The sequence below is a fragment of the Roseibium sp. MMSF_3544 genome (assembly GCF_030732845.1).
GTDB lineage: Bacteria > Pseudomonadota > Alphaproteobacteria > Rhizobiales > Stappiaceae > Roseibium.
Genome location: NZ_JASHKA010000032.1, coordinates 26,839 through 41,106, shown reverse-complemented (window position 1 = coordinate 41,106; position 14,268 = coordinate 26,839). Strand labels below are relative to the sequence as shown.

14 protein-coding genes and 1 riboswitch are annotated in these 14,268 nt (G+C 58.4%); of the genes, 10 read left to right on the top strand and 4 right to left on the bottom strand.

Annotated features, from left to right (window positions below; all coding sequences use genetic code 11):
- The first annotated feature begins 176 nt into the window (after window positions 1–176).
- Genes thrC through RBB47_RS28110 form a run of 4 tightly spaced genes read left to right on the top strand, consistent with a single transcriptional unit; the run spans window position 177 to window position 6,478 of the window.
- Window positions 177–1,583, top strand: coding sequence for a threonine synthase (gene thrC, locus RBB47_RS28125; RefSeq protein ID WP_305989264.1), 1,407 nt, complete (start codon window positions 177–179; stop codon window positions 1,581–1,583).
- An 8-nt stretch (window positions 1,584–1,591) separates the two neighbouring features.
- Window positions 1,592–2,881, top strand: a complete 1,290-nt coding sequence (locus RBB47_RS28120; RefSeq protein WP_305989246.1) for a pitrilysin family protein — start codon at window positions 1,592–1,594, stop codon at window positions 2,879–2,881.
- Window positions 2,882–2,898: 17 nt separating this feature from the next.
- Complete coding sequence (locus RBB47_RS28115) at window positions 2,899–3,537, top strand: GNAT family N-acetyltransferase (RefSeq protein WP_305989245.1); 639 nt, start codon at window positions 2,899–2,901, stop codon at window positions 3,535–3,537.
- A gap of 31 nt (window positions 3,538–3,568) precedes the next feature.
- Window positions 3,569–6,478 (top strand): EAL domain-containing protein, encoded by a 2,910-nt coding sequence (locus tag RBB47_RS28110; RefSeq protein WP_305989244.1) that lies wholly within the window; start codon window positions 3,569–3,571, stop codon window positions 6,476–6,478.
- A 49-nt stretch (window positions 6,479–6,527) separates the two neighbouring features.
- Here RBB47_RS28110 and RBB47_RS28105 read toward each other — a convergent pair whose 3' ends face one another.
- The 4 genes from RBB47_RS28105 to ispH all read right to left on the bottom strand — a co-directional run bounded on the left by RBB47_RS28105 (window position 6,528) and on the right by ispH (window position 9,956).
- The gene (locus RBB47_RS28105) at window positions 6,528–7,451 is read right to left on the bottom strand and encodes a diacylglycerol kinase family protein (protein ID WP_305989243.1); all 924 of its coding nucleotides are present in this window, start codon (window positions 7,449–7,451) and stop codon (window positions 6,528–6,530) included.
- A gap of 87 nt (window positions 7,452–7,538) precedes the next feature.
- Complete coding sequence (gene rnhA, locus RBB47_RS28100; protein WP_305989242.1) at window positions 7,539–7,991, bottom strand: ribonuclease HI; 453 nt, start codon at window positions 7,989–7,991, stop codon at window positions 7,539–7,541.
- Window positions 7,988–8,953, bottom strand: a complete 966-nt coding sequence (gene thrB, locus RBB47_RS28095) for a homoserine kinase (protein ID WP_305989241.1) — start codon at window positions 8,951–8,953, stop codon at window positions 7,988–7,990. Before thrB ends, rnhA begins: the two co-directional genes overlap by 4 nt.
- A gap of 4 nt (window positions 8,954–8,957) precedes the next feature.
- The gene (gene ispH, locus RBB47_RS28090) at window positions 8,958–9,956 is read right to left on the bottom strand and encodes a 4-hydroxy-3-methylbut-2-enyl diphosphate reductase (protein WP_305989240.1); all 999 of its coding nucleotides are present in this window, start codon (window positions 9,954–9,956) and stop codon (window positions 8,958–8,960) included.
- Window positions 9,957–10,136: 180 nt separating this feature from the next.
- On the opposite strand from ispH, the gene RBB47_RS28085 reads away from it, so the two are divergent.
- The 6 genes from RBB47_RS28085 to RBB47_RS28060 all read left to right on the top strand — a co-directional run bounded on the left by RBB47_RS28085 (window position 10,137) and on the right by RBB47_RS28060 (window position 14,253).
- On the top strand, window positions 10,137–10,721 hold the full coding sequence (locus RBB47_RS28085) for a hypothetical protein (RefSeq protein WP_305989239.1): 585 nt from the start codon (window positions 10,137–10,139) through the stop codon (window positions 10,719–10,721).
- Window positions 10,722–10,921: 200 nt separating this feature from the next.
- Window positions 10,922–11,015: riboswitch (glycine riboswitch) on the top strand.
- 181 nt (window positions 11,016–11,196) lie between these two features.
- A complete protein-coding gene (locus RBB47_RS28080; protein WP_305989238.1) occupies window positions 11,197–11,787 on the top strand; it encodes a hypothetical protein in 591 nt (196 codons plus the stop codon).
- Window positions 11,788–11,811: 24 nt separating this feature from the next.
- On the top strand, window positions 11,812–12,183 hold the full coding sequence (gene gcvH / locus RBB47_RS28075) for a glycine cleavage system protein GcvH (RefSeq protein ID WP_305989237.1): 372 nt from the start codon (window positions 11,812–11,814) through the stop codon (window positions 12,181–12,183).
- Window positions 12,184–12,186: 3 nt separating this feature from the next.
- A complete protein-coding gene (locus RBB47_RS28070; RefSeq protein WP_305989236.1) occupies window positions 12,187–12,672 on the top strand; it encodes an OsmC family protein in 486 nt (161 codons plus the stop codon).
- Window positions 12,673–13,111: 439 nt separating this feature from the next.
- Window positions 13,112–13,579, top strand: a complete 468-nt coding sequence (locus RBB47_RS28065; protein WP_305989235.1) for a MarR family winged helix-turn-helix transcriptional regulator — start codon at window positions 13,112–13,114, stop codon at window positions 13,577–13,579.
- A 20-nt stretch (window positions 13,580–13,599) separates the two neighbouring features.
- Window positions 13,600–14,253, top strand: a complete 654-nt coding sequence (locus RBB47_RS28060; RefSeq protein ID WP_305989234.1) for a cysteine hydrolase family protein — start codon at window positions 13,600–13,602, stop codon at window positions 14,251–14,253.
- Window positions 14,254–14,268 lie beyond the last annotated feature (15 nt).

Below are 14,268 nucleotides of genomic sequence, written 5' to 3'. Positions count from 1 at the left end.
TGTTCACGCACGGTCATGATTTAACCCAAAAGCGACTTGCGCTTGAATGTTATGGCGCGTAAGTCGGCTGAATGGCATGGTTTGTTTCAAAGCCGGTGAGTTTCAAGTAGGCTGGGGGTCTGGACGGTGGGCATTGGCAGGTAATGTCCAGCGATCAAAAAGAGGAACGTGACAGGGTGAAATACAGCAGTACGCGTGGTGAAGCACCGGTTCTGGAGTTTTCCGATGTCCTTCTTCAGGGCCTGGCCCGCGACGGCGGTCTTTATCTTCCGGAAACCTGGCCGCAATTCAGCCCGGATCAGATTGCCTCTTTTGCCGGAAAACCATATGGCGATGTTGCGCTCGAAGTCATCCGCCCCTTTGTTGGAGATGCAATCCCCGAGACCGATCTGAAGAAAATGATCGGCGAGGCGTACGGAAGCTTCCGGCACCCGGCGGTGACCCCTCTGGTTCAGACCGGAGCTAACACCTTCATTCTTGAACTGTTTCACGGGCCGACGCTCGCTTTCAAGGACGTAGCCATGCAGCTGCTCGGCCGCATGATGGACTACGTGCTCACCAAAAGAGGCTTGCGCGCGACGATTGTCGGGGCAACGTCCGGCGATACCGGTGGCGCCGCCATCGATGCCTTCAAGGGACGTGAGCGCACGGATATTTTCATTCTGTTTCCTGACGGCCGTGTGTCCAACGTTCAGCGCAGGCAGATGACCACGCCTGCGGAACACAACGTCCATGCCCTTGCGCTGACTGGCAATTTTGACGACTGCCAGGCGATCGTCAAAGGCATGTTCAACCATTTCGCCTTCCGCGACCGGGTTGCATTATCGGGTGTCAACTCGATCAACTGGGCGCGTATTCTGGCGCAGATCGTCTACTACTTTGTTGCCGGAGCCGCGCTTGGCGCACCGCACCGCAAAATCTCCTTCACGGTTCCGACCGGAAATTTCGGCGACATTTTCGCCGGTTATGCGGCCATGAAAATGGGGCTTCCAGTCGAAAAACTGATCGTCGCGACCAACGTGAATGACATTCTGGCGCGGACGCTCGAAACCGGGCGCTACGAGAAAAAGGGCGTCACGCCGACAATATCACCGTCCATGGATATCCAGGTTTCGTCGAATTTCGAACGGCTTTTGGCCGAGGTCTGCGGACGCGACGGTGCTGCGGTCCAGCAGATGATGAACCAGTTGACCCAGTCGGGCAGCTTCACGATAGAAAACGGGCCTCTGGCGGCGATGCGCGCTCATTTTGGGGCGGGCCGTTGCAACGAGGAAGAGACCGCAGCGACAATCTCGGAAGTCTGGGATGCTGCCGGTTATCTTCTGGACCCGCATACGGCAATCGGCGTTCACGTGGCGAAAGACCATGACGACGGTTCGGTGCCAATGGTGGTCCTGGGAACAGCTCATCCGGCAAAATTCCCGGATGCGGTTGAAAAAGCGTCGGGAGTTCGGCCAGAATTGCCGGACAACTTGAAAGACATGATGACTGCGGAGGAGCGCCAGCAGGTTTTGGCGGCAGAGCAGGGCGTGGTGGAACGATTTATCGAAAGTCACGCCAGGGCCGTCACCGACAGGGTGTAGCTGACTATATGAAAGTACAAACAACGGTCCTGGAAAACGGGATGACGGTCGTAACTGACCAGATGCCGTATCTGAAAACGGCGGCCCTTGGGGTGTGGGTCCGCACTGGCTCGCGCGCGGAAACGCTGCAGCAAAACGGCATCACGCATCTCCTGGAGCACATGGCCTTCAAAGGCACCAGATCCCGGACCGCGCGTGGCATAGCGGAGGAAATTGAGGCGGTCGGCGGTGAACTGAATGCTTCCACCAGCATCGAGCACACCAACTATTATGCGCGCATCCTGGCCGAAGACATGCCACTTGCTGTCGATATTCTGTCGGACATTCTGCAGAATTCGACCTTCGATGCGCAAGAACTGGCTCGAGAACAGCATGTGATCCTTCAGGAGATCGGAGCTGCCAACGATTCACCGGAAGACCAGGCCTTCGATCTTTTCCAGGGAACCGCCTGGCCCGATCAGGCGATCGGAAGACCCATTCTCGGAACTCCCGAAACGGTTCAGGGGTTCAACAGGGACGCACTCAACGCCTATCTTGCCGATCGCTACCGCGGCCCAGACATGGTTCTGGCAGCTGCTGGTGCGGTTGATCACGATGAGTTTGTTGCCCTGGCGCGCGAGAAATTCGGCGGGTTCAGCAGCGAGGCCGCCTCGCAAGACACCAAGGCGACATATGGTGGCGGTGAAACGCTGCGACCCAAGGACCTGATGGAAGCTCAGGTGCTGATGGGTTTCGAAGGACTGGCTTACAAGTCCAAGGACTATTACGCCATCCAGATACTGGCCTCCGTTCTGGGCGGCGGAATGTCGTCACGCCTGTTTCAGGAAATTCGTGAAAAGCATGGGCTTTGTTATGCCATCTACAGTTTCCACTGGGCTTTTTCCGATACCGGCCTGTTCGGATTGCATGCGGCGACCAGCCATGAAGACCTGGCCGCGCTGATGCCGATGATTGCCAACGAACTCGTTTCTGCCTCGCAGACCATCACCGACGACGAAGTTGCCAGATCGCGGGCGCAAATCCGGGCTGGTCTGATGATGGCTCTTGAAAGCCCCGCTGCACGTGCGGGCCAGATTGCAAGGCAGATCCTGGTGCACGGGCGCGTTCTTGGCCCGGATGAGATCTCCAGCAAGATCGAGGCCGTGACGGCTGAAGATATCCGCAGGGTTGCCTATGAAACCTTCGTCGGCACCACACCGACCTTGACCGCCATTGGGCCCGTCGATGGTATCATGACGGCGGCAGAACTGGCCGGACGGCTGGAGCAAGGGCCGGTGCTGCGGGCGGCGTCGTTGTAACTTGCGGAGGTCTGGGCATGGCGTTGCTACGGCCGGGATCATCACATGACGCCGAGCTGCTGATCGAGGCGGGCGGGTATTACCTGCGCCCGCCACTCATGTCCGACTTCAAGGAATGGGCAGAACTTCGGGGTGAGAGCCGGGCGTTTTTGAAGCCTTGGGAACCGCTTTGGCCGTCTGACGACCTGACCAAGTCCGGCTTCCGCCGGCGGCTGCGCCGCTACGCCAGAGACCGCAAGGATGGCCGTAGCCTGACCTTCTTCCTATTCCGGTCAAGGCCAAACCAGATTCTCGGCGGTTTGACGCTGAGCAACATCCGCCGGGGTGTCAGCCAGACTGCGACACTGGGCTATTGGATGGGGGAGCGCCACGCCGGAAAAGGGCACATGTCCGCTGCCGTTGCCATGATCCTGCCTTTTTGTTTCGACGTCTTGAATCTCCATCGTATCGAAGCGGCCTGTATTCCGGTGAACGCGCCCTCCATAAGACTGCTTGAAAACGCGGGCTTCCACCGAGAAGGTTATGCGCGCAACTATCTGTTAATCAACGGATCTTGGCAGGACCATCTCCTTTTTGCCTGTCTGGCGGAAGATCATGCGGCGCTTTCGGGAAAAATTAAGCCCAGCGTTGAGGGTATCTTGAAAGAATTCTTGTGACATGAGCCACAACCCGGTAGTTCTTCGCTTCATGTCGATTTTGTTACCGGAGCCCGTCAGCAGAGTGATCGGGGCTTTCGTATTTATTTTTTGCCTGATTATCTCGGCAGTTGCGACTTTGCCGGCGCACGCCCTTGAGCCGATTCCGGTGCCGATCGATATCGAAGCGCTCGATGTCACGAATTCGATCGACATGCACCGGAACGCCGGAACGCGCCTGCAGGTCTCGACTGCGCCTGGCGCCGACGGCATCGTGCGCCGCATCGAGGTTCCCTCGCTTGATGGCAACAACACCAACTGGGCCGTCTTTGCACTCGCCAACACCAGCGACGAGCAGATTGACCGGCTGATTGTCGCGCCGAACTACAAGCTGGTCGGCTCGGACCTGTTTTGGCCGGACCTTGGTTCGTCACGCATCGCCGCGATCACACCCAGCCAGGGCATTGCACCTGAACGCCTGAAGAGCCTTGAAGCCGACGTCTTTCTGGTGACCCTCGACCCCGGCTCCATTGTCACGTTCGTTGCAGAACTGACGACGCCGAACCTTCCTGAAGTCAGGATCTGGGAGCCGGACGTCTACAAGGAAACGATCAACGCCTATACGCTATACCGCGGCATCATTCTCGGCATCTCCGGTCTGCTGGCGCTGTTCCTGACGATCCTTTTCGTGGTCAAGGGAACTGTCATGTTCCCGGCGACGGCGGCACTCGCCTGGTCGGTTCTTGCCTACCTTTGCATCGACTTCGGTTTCTGGGGCCTCGTCTTCAATCTCGACGGCGGCGGAAGTCAGCTCGCGCGGTCCTGCGCGGAAGTGATGCTCGCGGCCAGTTTGCTGATCTTTCTGTACGCCTATCTCAATCTCAATCGCTGGAACATTCACTATTCGCACCTGGCGCTGACAACACTGATCCTGATCCTCGGTCTGCTGGGCGTCGCAGTCTGGGATCCGTCGATCGCAGCCGGTATCGCGCGTCTGTCGCTCGCCGTAATCGGTGCTCTCGGCTTCATCACCATCGCAGTCCTTGCCTTCCAGCAGTACGATCGCGCGATCCTGCTGATCCCGACCTGGTGCCTTCTGATCGCCTGGCTGATCGGTTCGGCCATGACCGTGACCGGCTACCTTTCCAACGACATTGTACAGCCGGCTCTTGGCGGCGGTCTTGTGCTGATCGTTCTTCTCATCGGTTTCACCGTGATGCAGCACGCCTTTGCAGGCGGTGCGATCGCCCAGGGCCTTATTTCAGATGTCGAACGCAAAGCGCTTGCGCTTACCGGTGCCGGCGACATCATCTGGGACTGGGACATCGACCGCGACCGCATCTATACCGGGAACGAAGTCGAGGAACTGCTCAATCTCAAACGCGGCGCGCTCGAAGGCCCGGCACGTGACTGGCTGGAGGTGTTGCATCCCCAGGACCGGGATCGCTTCCGGGCAACCCTGGATGCGGTCATCGATCAACGGCGCGGCAAAGTCATGCAGACCTTCCGTTTAAGATCGGAAGACGGTCATTTCCGTTGGTTCAGGCTACGGGCCCGGCCGATCATCGGGTCGGACGGCGAAGTGATCCGTTGCGTCGGAACGCTGCTGGACGTGACCGAGGAGCGCACGGCGGAGGAACGGCTGCTCCACGACGCGGTCCACGACAACCTGACGGGTCTGCCGAACCGGGAACTTTTCGTCGACCGGCTGCGCACCAGTGTTGTGCGTGCAAAAGCCGAAGAAACCTCCAAACCGACCCTGCTCGTGCTCAATCTGGACCGCTTCAAGCAGGTCAACGACAGCATCGGCCTGTCTGCAGGTGACAGCATCCTCTTGACCGTTGCGCGCCGCCTTGGCCGGCTGATCGGCCAGCAGGACACACTTGGAAGGCTGTCAGGCGACCAGTACGGCCTGGTGCTTCTGTCGGAACAGGAACCGGACAGGATCGTCGCCCTGGCAGATTCCCTGCGCAAGGCGGTCCGGGCCCCGATCACTTTCGGAGATCGGGAGATCTTCCTGACCTGCTCGGTCGGGATCGCGTTTTTTGAGGGCGGCAAAGAGGCTGTTGAGGACATGCTCACCAACGCCGAAATTGCTCTCAACCACGCCAAGCGGCTTGGCGGTGACCGGCAGGAAGTGTTCCGGCCGATCTTGCGTCCGCTCGACAAGAACATCGTCGATCTGGAAGCGGACCTTCGGGAAGCCATCAAGAAGGAGACGCTCGGTGTTTTCTTCCAGCCGATCATCCGGCTCGAGGATCAGTCGATTGCAGGTTACGAGGTCCTGGCGCGCTGGAGCCATCCCAAGAAGGGAAAGATTGCACCGTCCGAGTTCATTCCGATCGCCGAGCAGTCCGGCCTGATCAACGAACTGGGCATGTATGTCCTGGACAAGGGCGCGCAGCAGCTTGCGTTCTGGCAGCGCGAATACCCGATGCAGCGGCCGCTCTTTGCATCAGTCAACCTGTCGTCGCGGCAGCTCCTCAAACAGGATCTCATCAACGACGTGAAGGCAGTGCTTTCCAGGACCTCTCTGGAGCCGGGAACGCTGAAGCTCGAGTTGACCGAGTCCCTCGTCATGTCCAATCCGGAATATTCGGCAAAGGTCATGGAACGGCTACGCAGCCTCGGTGCAGGTCTGTCGCTGGATGACTTCGGCACGGGTCATTCGTCCTTGTCCTATCTGCAGCGTTTCCCGTTCGACACGATCAAGATCGACCAGTCATTCGTGAAGCCGAACGGCTCGTCAGCGCGGCCGGTTCTGCTCAGGACGATCGTTGCGATGGGGCATGATCTCGGCATGTCGGTGGTTGCCGAAGGGGCAGAGAACGAAGCAGATGCGCTGGAGCTCTATCAGCTCGGCTGCGAATACGCTCAGGGCTTTTTCTTCGGTGAAGCCATGTCGGCCGCCGAAGCCACCAAGATCCTTCGCAAGATGCCTGCAGAAGCCGAATCTGCCTGATCCGCGAGACCTGCTGCAGCTTACACGGGTTGGGTCGAGTGTGTCCGGATCACGGCACCAGGACAGGCACGGTCTTGTGGGTTTGCCTGATATCCAGCGGTGTTGCGCCGAACGGGTCTCCGTCGACCTGAGCTGCAACATGTGTGGGTGAGGTGATCGTTGCCGTTGAGAACGGTTTTATGTGCGCACCCCGTGCCTTGTGAATTCGTCCGCGAAGAAGCGCAATTCCATAGCACAAGGACGACCAGGGATCGTCTTTTTCAAGCACCAGCATGTGCAGCCCGGGATCGGTCGCACCGTTCGGGCAGATGACAAACGGGCCGCCGTAGTGGCGTGCGTTGCTGGCGACGGCGAACTTGCCTTGAAATGTCTTGCCGTCCAGCGATATTTCCAGCGGTGTCGCCTCACGCTTGAATCCAAGGCGTAGTGCGGTGATGACATAAGCCAGCTTGCCCAGTTTGCGCTTGAGCGCGAGCGGCACCGCATGCACGACTTCCGCGTCGAATCCTGCTGATGCCATGAGCACGAAGGGATGACCATTTGCCATGCCGTAGTGAAGCGGTTTTGTCTTCTGACGCGCGATCATGTCGGCAATCGAACGCGGGGTCCTGGGCAAGCCGAGTTCAAGGGCAAGTACGTTTGCCGTTCCAAAGGGAACGACCGCCAGCTGGGGCGGGTCCGGGTGGTTCTGGAATCCGGTCAGTGCTTCGTTTATCGAACCGTCCCCTCCTGCCACTACGAGCGTTTTCACCCTGAGGGACGGGTTTGAGCAAACGTCACCGATCTCGCCGGCATGGCGTGTAAGCCGGATCATGGTTCTGTAGCCGTGATCCTCCAGCCGCGTTCTGACACTGTCCAGGAATTCGGCTTTGTATCCGCCGGATGTCGGATTGGCCATGATCAACACGGCGTCGGGGATATCCGGTACGACGTGGCGCGTCGAAGCTGGGGCGGACCACCAGAATACTCTCACGTGACATCCCTTGCGTTGCAGGCGGGGCCGGTGATTGGAAGACGTCTGCTGTATCTAATCTATCAGCCTATTTTATCACGGTCTGACCTATTCGCCGTTCTTATAAGGTGCCATGCCGGTTCGCGCCAGTTCGTCAGCACGTTCATTGTCCGGATGACCGGCATGTCCCTTGACCCAATGCCAGGTCACCTCATGCCGCTCCCGGGCCGCATCAAGGGCTTGCCAGAGATCGGCGTTCTTCACCGGCTTATTCGCAGATGTCCGCCAGTTCTTTCGTTTCCAGCCGTCCAGCCATTCGCGGATGCCGCTGCGGACATAAGTGCTGTCGGTGTAAAGGTCGACGGCACAAGGGCGCTTGAGTGCGTTCAGTGCCTCGATCGCCGCCGTCAACTCCATGCGGTTGTTGGTGGTCTCGGGTTCGCCGCCGTGCAACTCCTTCTCGTGCTCGCCGAATCGCAGCAGCACACCCCAGCCACCGGGCCCGGGGTTTCCCGAACAGGCCCCGTCGGTAAAGATCGTCACACGGTTCGCGGTACTCATCGTTCCAGCCCGTAAGCCTCCGTGCCACTGATCGTCTGGTGAAACTTGAGTTTCTTGACGTACTCCATCGGATCTTTGGGTGTGACGAGGGCGCCTTCCGGAACACTGAGCCAGTCATAAAGGCGGGTGAGAAGAAACCTTAAAGCGGCACCGCGGCTGAGTGTCGGCAGGGCGTCATATTCATCTGAATTGAGCGGCCGGACGGAGGTGTATCCTTTCAACAGCGCGCGCGCCTTTGTCACGTTGAAAGACAGGTCTGTCTCGAAGCACCAGGCATTGAGGCAGATCGCGATATCGTAGGCAAAGGCATCGTTGCAGGCGAAATAGAAATCGATCAGCCCGGAGAGCTCGTTGCCGAGGAAAAATACGTTGTCCGGAAAAAGATCGGCATGGATGACGCCGCTCGGCAGGTTCGACGGCCAATTGGCCTCCAAGTGATCGAGCTCGCGCGCGATTTCGGTTCCCAGTCCCGGGTGGACACTGTCACTTCGCGCACTGCATTGATCGTAGAGTGGCCGCCAACCACCGACATTCAATGCGTTTTCCCGGAAGCCGTCATAGTCCTGACCGTCCAGATGCAACTCCGCCATTGCCTTGCCGAGTTCGGCACAATGTTCCGCGCGCGGACGCTTGACCCACATGCCTTCCAGAAAGGTGACGAGCGCTGCAGGACGCCCTGCAAGCTTGCCCAACAGTCTGCCGTCCCTGGAGGGCACGGGTGTGGGGCAGGAAAGACCCTTCACAGCGAGATGTTGCATGAGGTTGAGAAAGTAGGGCAGGTCGTTTGGGTTCACCCGTTTTTCATAGAGCGTCAGGATGAAGGAGGCCTTGTCGGTATGAACCAGGAAGTTGCTGTTCTCGACGCCTTCTGCAATGCCTTTGAACGACAACAGACGCCCGACGTCATATGAACCGATGAAGTCGTTCAATTCCTCATCGGTCACTTCGGTGTAAACGGCCATGATCTTATCCGCTAGCCGCCTGGGCTGAGGAGACAAAGTCCCTGAGTTGCCGCGGCAGATTGAAGGAAATCGTTTCTTCAGCGGTTCGCACGGTTTCTACGGTGACCTCAAACCGTTCGGCGAAAGCGCTGATGATTTCCTCTACCAGAGTTTCCGGTGCGGATGCACCTGCTGTCAAACCGAGAGACCGGACTCCTTCGAATTCCTGCCAATTAATGTCGCTTGCGCGCTGAATCAGGACAGCCACCCTGCACCCTGCGCGTTCGGCAACTTCCCTCAAGCGCTGCGAGTTGGAGGAGTTGGGCGCACCGACGACAACCATGGCCTCGACGTCGGGGGCGACGTGCTTCACCGCTTCCTGCCGGTTTGTGGTGGCGTAGCAGATGTCTTCCTTGTGCGGCGCGACGATGTCCGGAAACCGTTCCTTCAGAACAGCGACGATCCCCGCCGTGTCGTCCACGGACAAGGTGGTCTGGGTGATATAGGCAAGCGCCTTGTCGGATTTCGGCTCATAGGCACGCGCATCGGCCTCGGTTTCAATCAGGGTTGCGCTGCCCGGTTCGAGCTGACCCATTGTACCGATGACTTCCGGATGTCCCTCATGTCCGATCAGGAGCACTTCGCGCTCACGGCGGAAGTGGATTTCCGCTTCCTTGTGCACCTTGGACACCAGCGGGCAGGTCGCGTCGAGATAGAACATGTTGCGCGCCTGCGCATCTTCCGGGACGGATTTGGGAACGCCGTGAGCCGAAAAGATCACCGGACGGTCCGTGTCTCCGGCCGGAATCTCGTCGAGCTCTTCAACAAAGACGGCTCCCTTGGCCTTCAGACCGTCGACCACGAATTTGTTATGGACAATTTCGTGGCGCACATAGACGGGGCGTCCGTACTTTTCCAGCGCGAGTTCAACGATTTGAATCGCCCTGTCGACGCCGGCGCAAAAGCCGCGCGGCGCGCAAAGCTTGATGGAAAGGGGCGACTTGTCTTCAGTTGGCTTTGTCATGATGCACTTTTAGCAATCCTGTCTGGCCGCAATAAGGGGTTCAAGGTCATTTCTGTCAAGTCGATGCACACTATTTCGGCCACATTGAGCTGGTTCAAGCATTCTCAAGATCAAGCCTCGCCAAGCAAATGTTCACCTGCTATGACACTCCGCCAAGTTGCTATTCGATCAGATGGGTAGATGATGATCAGTGCGTTTCAGGCCGTAACCTGTGAGAAGTTGAAGACATTCCTGGCCGCTGGCGTGTGCGCGGCGACTTTGGCTGGCTGCGGTGCGGGCAGCGATGTCGCCAGCACGATCATCAGCGGTGGTCAGGAGCCGATCGAAGTCTCGCCTGAAACCTTTGCGCCGCCAGTGCCGTGCCCGCCCATGCAGCTGAATTCCGGGACTTTCCTGATCAGAAACTATGTGCGCGGTAAGCAGGACCAGCAGGAAGGTCTGCTCTATCAGGCGACCATCGAAGATTGGGCAAACACCTGCACGAGTCAGGCGGATGGCCAGAGATTGATGAAAATCGGTTTTTCCGGTGATGCGACACCGGGTCCCGCCTGGAAGGGGGGAGAAATCAAGTTGCCGATTCGCGTTGCCATCGTTCCGGGCGGCGCCGACGCGAAGCCGCTCAGTTCCGAAATTCTGACGGTTCCGGTCACGCTTGCTGAAGCTGCACCCGCGGAAAAGTGGACGATCGTCGAGGAAAGTTTCACCATTCCTCAGGGGGCGAGCGTCAAGGTCGTTTTTGGTTTCGACGAAGGCCGTCGCCGTTAAGCAAGGTTGCCGCTACGTTCGGCTGACAACGCATTTGCTGGAGCGGTCGCGCACGCGTGTTTAAACTGTCCCGCATGCCTGCTTGCGAAGGAGCACGATAAAGTGTGCCCGCATTCTTGCCTATATTGACTTGGTTGTGCGCCGCTCGCACAATCCGCACCTTGGCCGGGGTCGTGACCTGGCCGGCACGGCAACGTGCGCACACTTATGCGGGAGAGGCCGGGTGCGACTAAGCCCGGCGCCGAAGGAGCAACCGCCCCGGAAACTCTCAGGCAAAAGGACCGCATGAGTGAAAACGCTCTGGAAAGCAGTGGCCTGCCGACGATGTCGGTGGACAGCTCACCGAAGGAGTAACCGCCGGGCATTTCTTGGTGCTCGTCGGGAAATCTCTCAGGTTCTCGGACAGAGGGGGTGCTGATCAACCGGTCTGACAGGACCGCGTCGGGCAGCGATACCCTGAACAAGAGGACCGGTGATGGCACAAGCCATTGAAGAGACCGAGCTGCGACAAACGCCTCTTTACGATCTCCATCTGGAGCTCGGTGCCAGCATGGTGTCGCTTGCGGGCTATGCGGTGCCATTGCACTACCGTGCGGGCCTTGCCGCGGAGCATGATCATGCGCGCAGCAAGGCTGGTTTGTTCGACCTCTCCCATATGGCGCAGGCCCACCAGGCTGGAGACAGCCGCGAGAATTTTGCGCGGGCGGTAATTGCTGTTCATGGCCCCGAAGCCTTGAGCGTCATTTCAGCGCACGCGCCTGAAGCTGCCGGTCTCGGGCTCAAGTCATCGGCCAGGATGGAATTTGACGGCATTGATTGCCATGTCGCCTGCGTCGGCGAGACGGATACGGACGAGTACGAGCTGACTGTTCCTGCCGGAGCTGCCGAGGCGATCGCGCGAGCGCTTCTTGCCGACGACCGGGTTGAGCCCATCGGTCTCGGTGCGCGCGACCGTCTTCGCCGTCTTATCGAGCAACAGTCGTGCGCTGAAGAACAACGGATGGCAATCACGGATAGCAGTCTGTCCATTGTTCCAAACCCTACTCACCACAAATCGAAACCCTGACCCTTCCAGAAAACGGATAGTGAAATGACGACCTATTACTCCAAGGACCACGAGTGGATTTCAGTCGAAGGAGGTGTCGCGACCATCGGCATCACATCCTACGCACAGGAACAACTCGGCGACGTTGTCTATGTCGAATTGCCGGAGGCCGGAACGGAGCTTTCCCAAGGCGATGAAGCCGGCGTTGTTGAATCGGTCAAGGCGGCAAGCGAGGTCTACGCGCCCATTGATGGAGAAGTCGTTGAAGCAAACGAGGCACTCGCCGAAGAACCGGCAAAGGTGAATGAAGATCCGGAGGGTGCTGCCTGGTTTTTGAAGATGAAGATCAGCAACGAAAGCCAGTTGTCCGAGTTGCTTGACGAAGCCGGGTACAAGGCCCTCGTGGAGTCTCTCTGATCCATGGCCGGGCACTACTATACGGCTGAAGTTGAATGGGCCTGTGATGGCGACTACGCGTCGAACGCCTATTCAAGAGGGCATATCTGGCGATTTGACGGTGGCCTTGAGATACCGGCCAGTCCGTCACCCACCGTGGTGCCATTGCCCCATTCCATAGAGGCAGCCGTCGATCCGGAGGAAGCCTTCGTTGCGGCAATTTCCTCCTGCCACATGCTGTGGTTCCTCGACCTTGCACGACGGGCGGATTTCAACGTCGCAAGTTACAGTGACCACGCCTATGGCGAAATGAGCCGCATCGCGCGGGGCAAGATGGCAATCACGAAAGTCGTCTTGAGACCGGAGGTCACGCTGGTTGCGAATGAGCTTCCAGATCCCACCTGGCTTACGGACATTCACGAAAAAGCACATGACGTCTGTTTCATTGCCAACTCCGTGAAGTGCGAGATCCTGGTGGAGCCGAAAGACGTGAAACTGGTCGCTCCCTGAAGCAACCGAGAGGCATTCGGTCGGTCTTCTCCCGTTTTGCCAGCACTTGCCACCCCGGCCTTGAGCCGGGGCCTTCGTGCCAAGACGCGAACAGTTCCCGGATCGGGTTCGGAACGTCGCAGATACCACCCCCTCATTCTAAGGAGCCGCAGCAGCGGCGTTTCGGCGGATAGGCGGCATGCTCCGGAGCGCGAGGCCCATTTTTCGAGACGGACTTGACGGTCCTCCTCAGAAGGAGGAGGGCGCTTGCAACAATCCTCTCGATCCCCACACAAGAGTCCACGCGGATAGTATTGGGCGATCCCAAACGTGATCCCGGATCTCTGCTGTATAGGGTCCGGGATGACAACCGCATCGGTTTCACCATCACATTCAGAGATCAAGCTTGATTGACAATTGAATTGTCAATATGACAATCTTATTGTCAATTGAGGTTGCGATGAAGAAATCCGTTGAACTTTACGAAGTCATCCAATTGATCCGCCCGTTGCACCGGCGCCTGGCGCGCGCCGTGGAAGCGAAGTTGAGCGGGAGCGGAATCACGGTTGGCATGCGCGCTGTCATGGAAGTGCTGGAAACGGCTGGGCCGCTTTCCGTTCCCGATATTGGCCGCGCGCTGTTTCTGGCGCGCCAGCAGATCCAGTTGATGGTGAACACCCTCGAAGCTGAGAAACTTGTCGAGCGGCAGCCAAATCCGGCGCACAGGCGCTCACCGCTGTTTTCCCTGACCGAGCTTGGCAGGACCCGGTTCGGCGGCATCCGGGCCAGCGAAAATGAAGAGATTGATGCGGTGTGTGAGCTGTTTTCCGAATATGATCTTCGCTCAACCCAGCGCGTGCTTTGCGCCATGCTCGATCATTTTGCCGAGTTCGAGGACGACCCGGACCGCCCCAAGGGCCTGGAATAGTCAAAGGTCAGGAGACAGACATGTCAGTTGTACTAAGCTTTGCCGGTATTTTGGTTTTTGCGCTGGTCGCTGTCGGGCTCTATTTCGGGTTTTACCTCCGTAAGCTCGGAACGCCGACAAAGGGTGCGTTGATCGATCTTTCAGAACGGCCGAACAAGGCTCTGATTGTGATCGATGTCCAGGAGGACTTCACCCGCAACGAAGGCAAGCACGGGTTTGATCCGACGGTCCGGGATGACGCGCTTTCTGTCATCAACCGGGAAATCGAAGCGGCAAGGTCCAGTGGTGTCGATGTCGCCTTTGTCAAAAACATCTTCCGCGACTGGCCGGTGATCAAGGTGATGAACCTTCTGGCGGGCGGCATCGGGACACCGGGCCGGGAGGGACTAAAGCTCGACCGCGCGCTTGAGACAGAGGATGCACCGGTCTTTGAAAAGGCAATCGGCGACACGTTCTCCAATCCTGGTTTTGAAACCTGGCTGGCGGATAGGAATATTGGCTCGCTGACACTGGTCGGCCTGGATGCCTGCCATTGCGTCCAACTAACGGCAAAGGGGGCGCTGTCGCGGGGGTTTCATGTGGAAATTCGCGAACCGGCAACATTGACGGCAACACCCCGGAAATGGTCCTCGATCAAGCATGACCTTGCGGATGCCGGGGCAGTCATCGCCTGAATCCGATCGTTGAAC

Excerpts from the sequence above, each read along its gene's own strand:
- RBB47_RS28085 (WP_305989239.1), top strand. The coding sequence starts at position 10,137 with ATGATGATCAGTGCGTTTCAGGCCGTAACCTGTGAGAAGTTGAAGACA.
- thrB (WP_305989241.1), bottom strand. The coding sequence starts at position 8,953 with ATGGCCGTTTACACCGAAGTGACCGATGAGGAATTGAACGACTTCATC.
- rnhA (WP_305989242.1), bottom strand. The coding sequence starts at position 7,991 with ATGAGTACCGCGAACCGTGTGACGATCTTTACCGACGGGGCCTGTTCG.
- RBB47_RS28070 (WP_305989236.1), top strand. The coding sequence starts at position 12,187 with ATGGCCGGGCACTACTATACGGCTGAAGTTGAATGGGCCTGTGATGGC.
- ispH (WP_305989240.1), bottom strand. The coding sequence starts at position 9,956 with ATGACAAAGCCAACTGAAGACAAGTCGCCCCTTTCCATCAAGCTTTGC.
- gcvH (WP_305989237.1), top strand. The coding sequence starts at position 11,812 with ATGACGACCTATTACTCCAAGGACCACGAGTGGATTTCAGTCGAAGGA.
- RBB47_RS28060 (WP_305989234.1), top strand. The coding sequence starts at position 13,600 with ATGTCAGTTGTACTAAGCTTTGCCGGTATTTTGGTTTTTGCGCTGGTC.
- RBB47_RS28110 (WP_305989244.1), top strand. The coding sequence starts at position 3,569 with ATGTCGATTTTGTTACCGGAGCCCGTCAGCAGAGTGATCGGGGCTTTC.
- RBB47_RS28080 (WP_305989238.1), top strand. The coding sequence starts at position 11,197 with ATGGCACAAGCCATTGAAGAGACCGAGCTGCGACAAACGCCTCTTTAC.
- RBB47_RS28115 (WP_305989245.1), top strand. The coding sequence starts at position 2,899 with ATGGCGTTGCTACGGCCGGGATCATCACATGACGCCGAGCTGCTGATC.
- RBB47_RS28065 (WP_305989235.1), top strand. The coding sequence starts at position 13,112 with ATGAAGAAATCCGTTGAACTTTACGAAGTCATCCAATTGATCCGCCCG.
- RBB47_RS28120 (WP_305989246.1), top strand. The coding sequence starts at position 1,592 with ATGAAAGTACAAACAACGGTCCTGGAAAACGGGATGACGGTCGTAACT.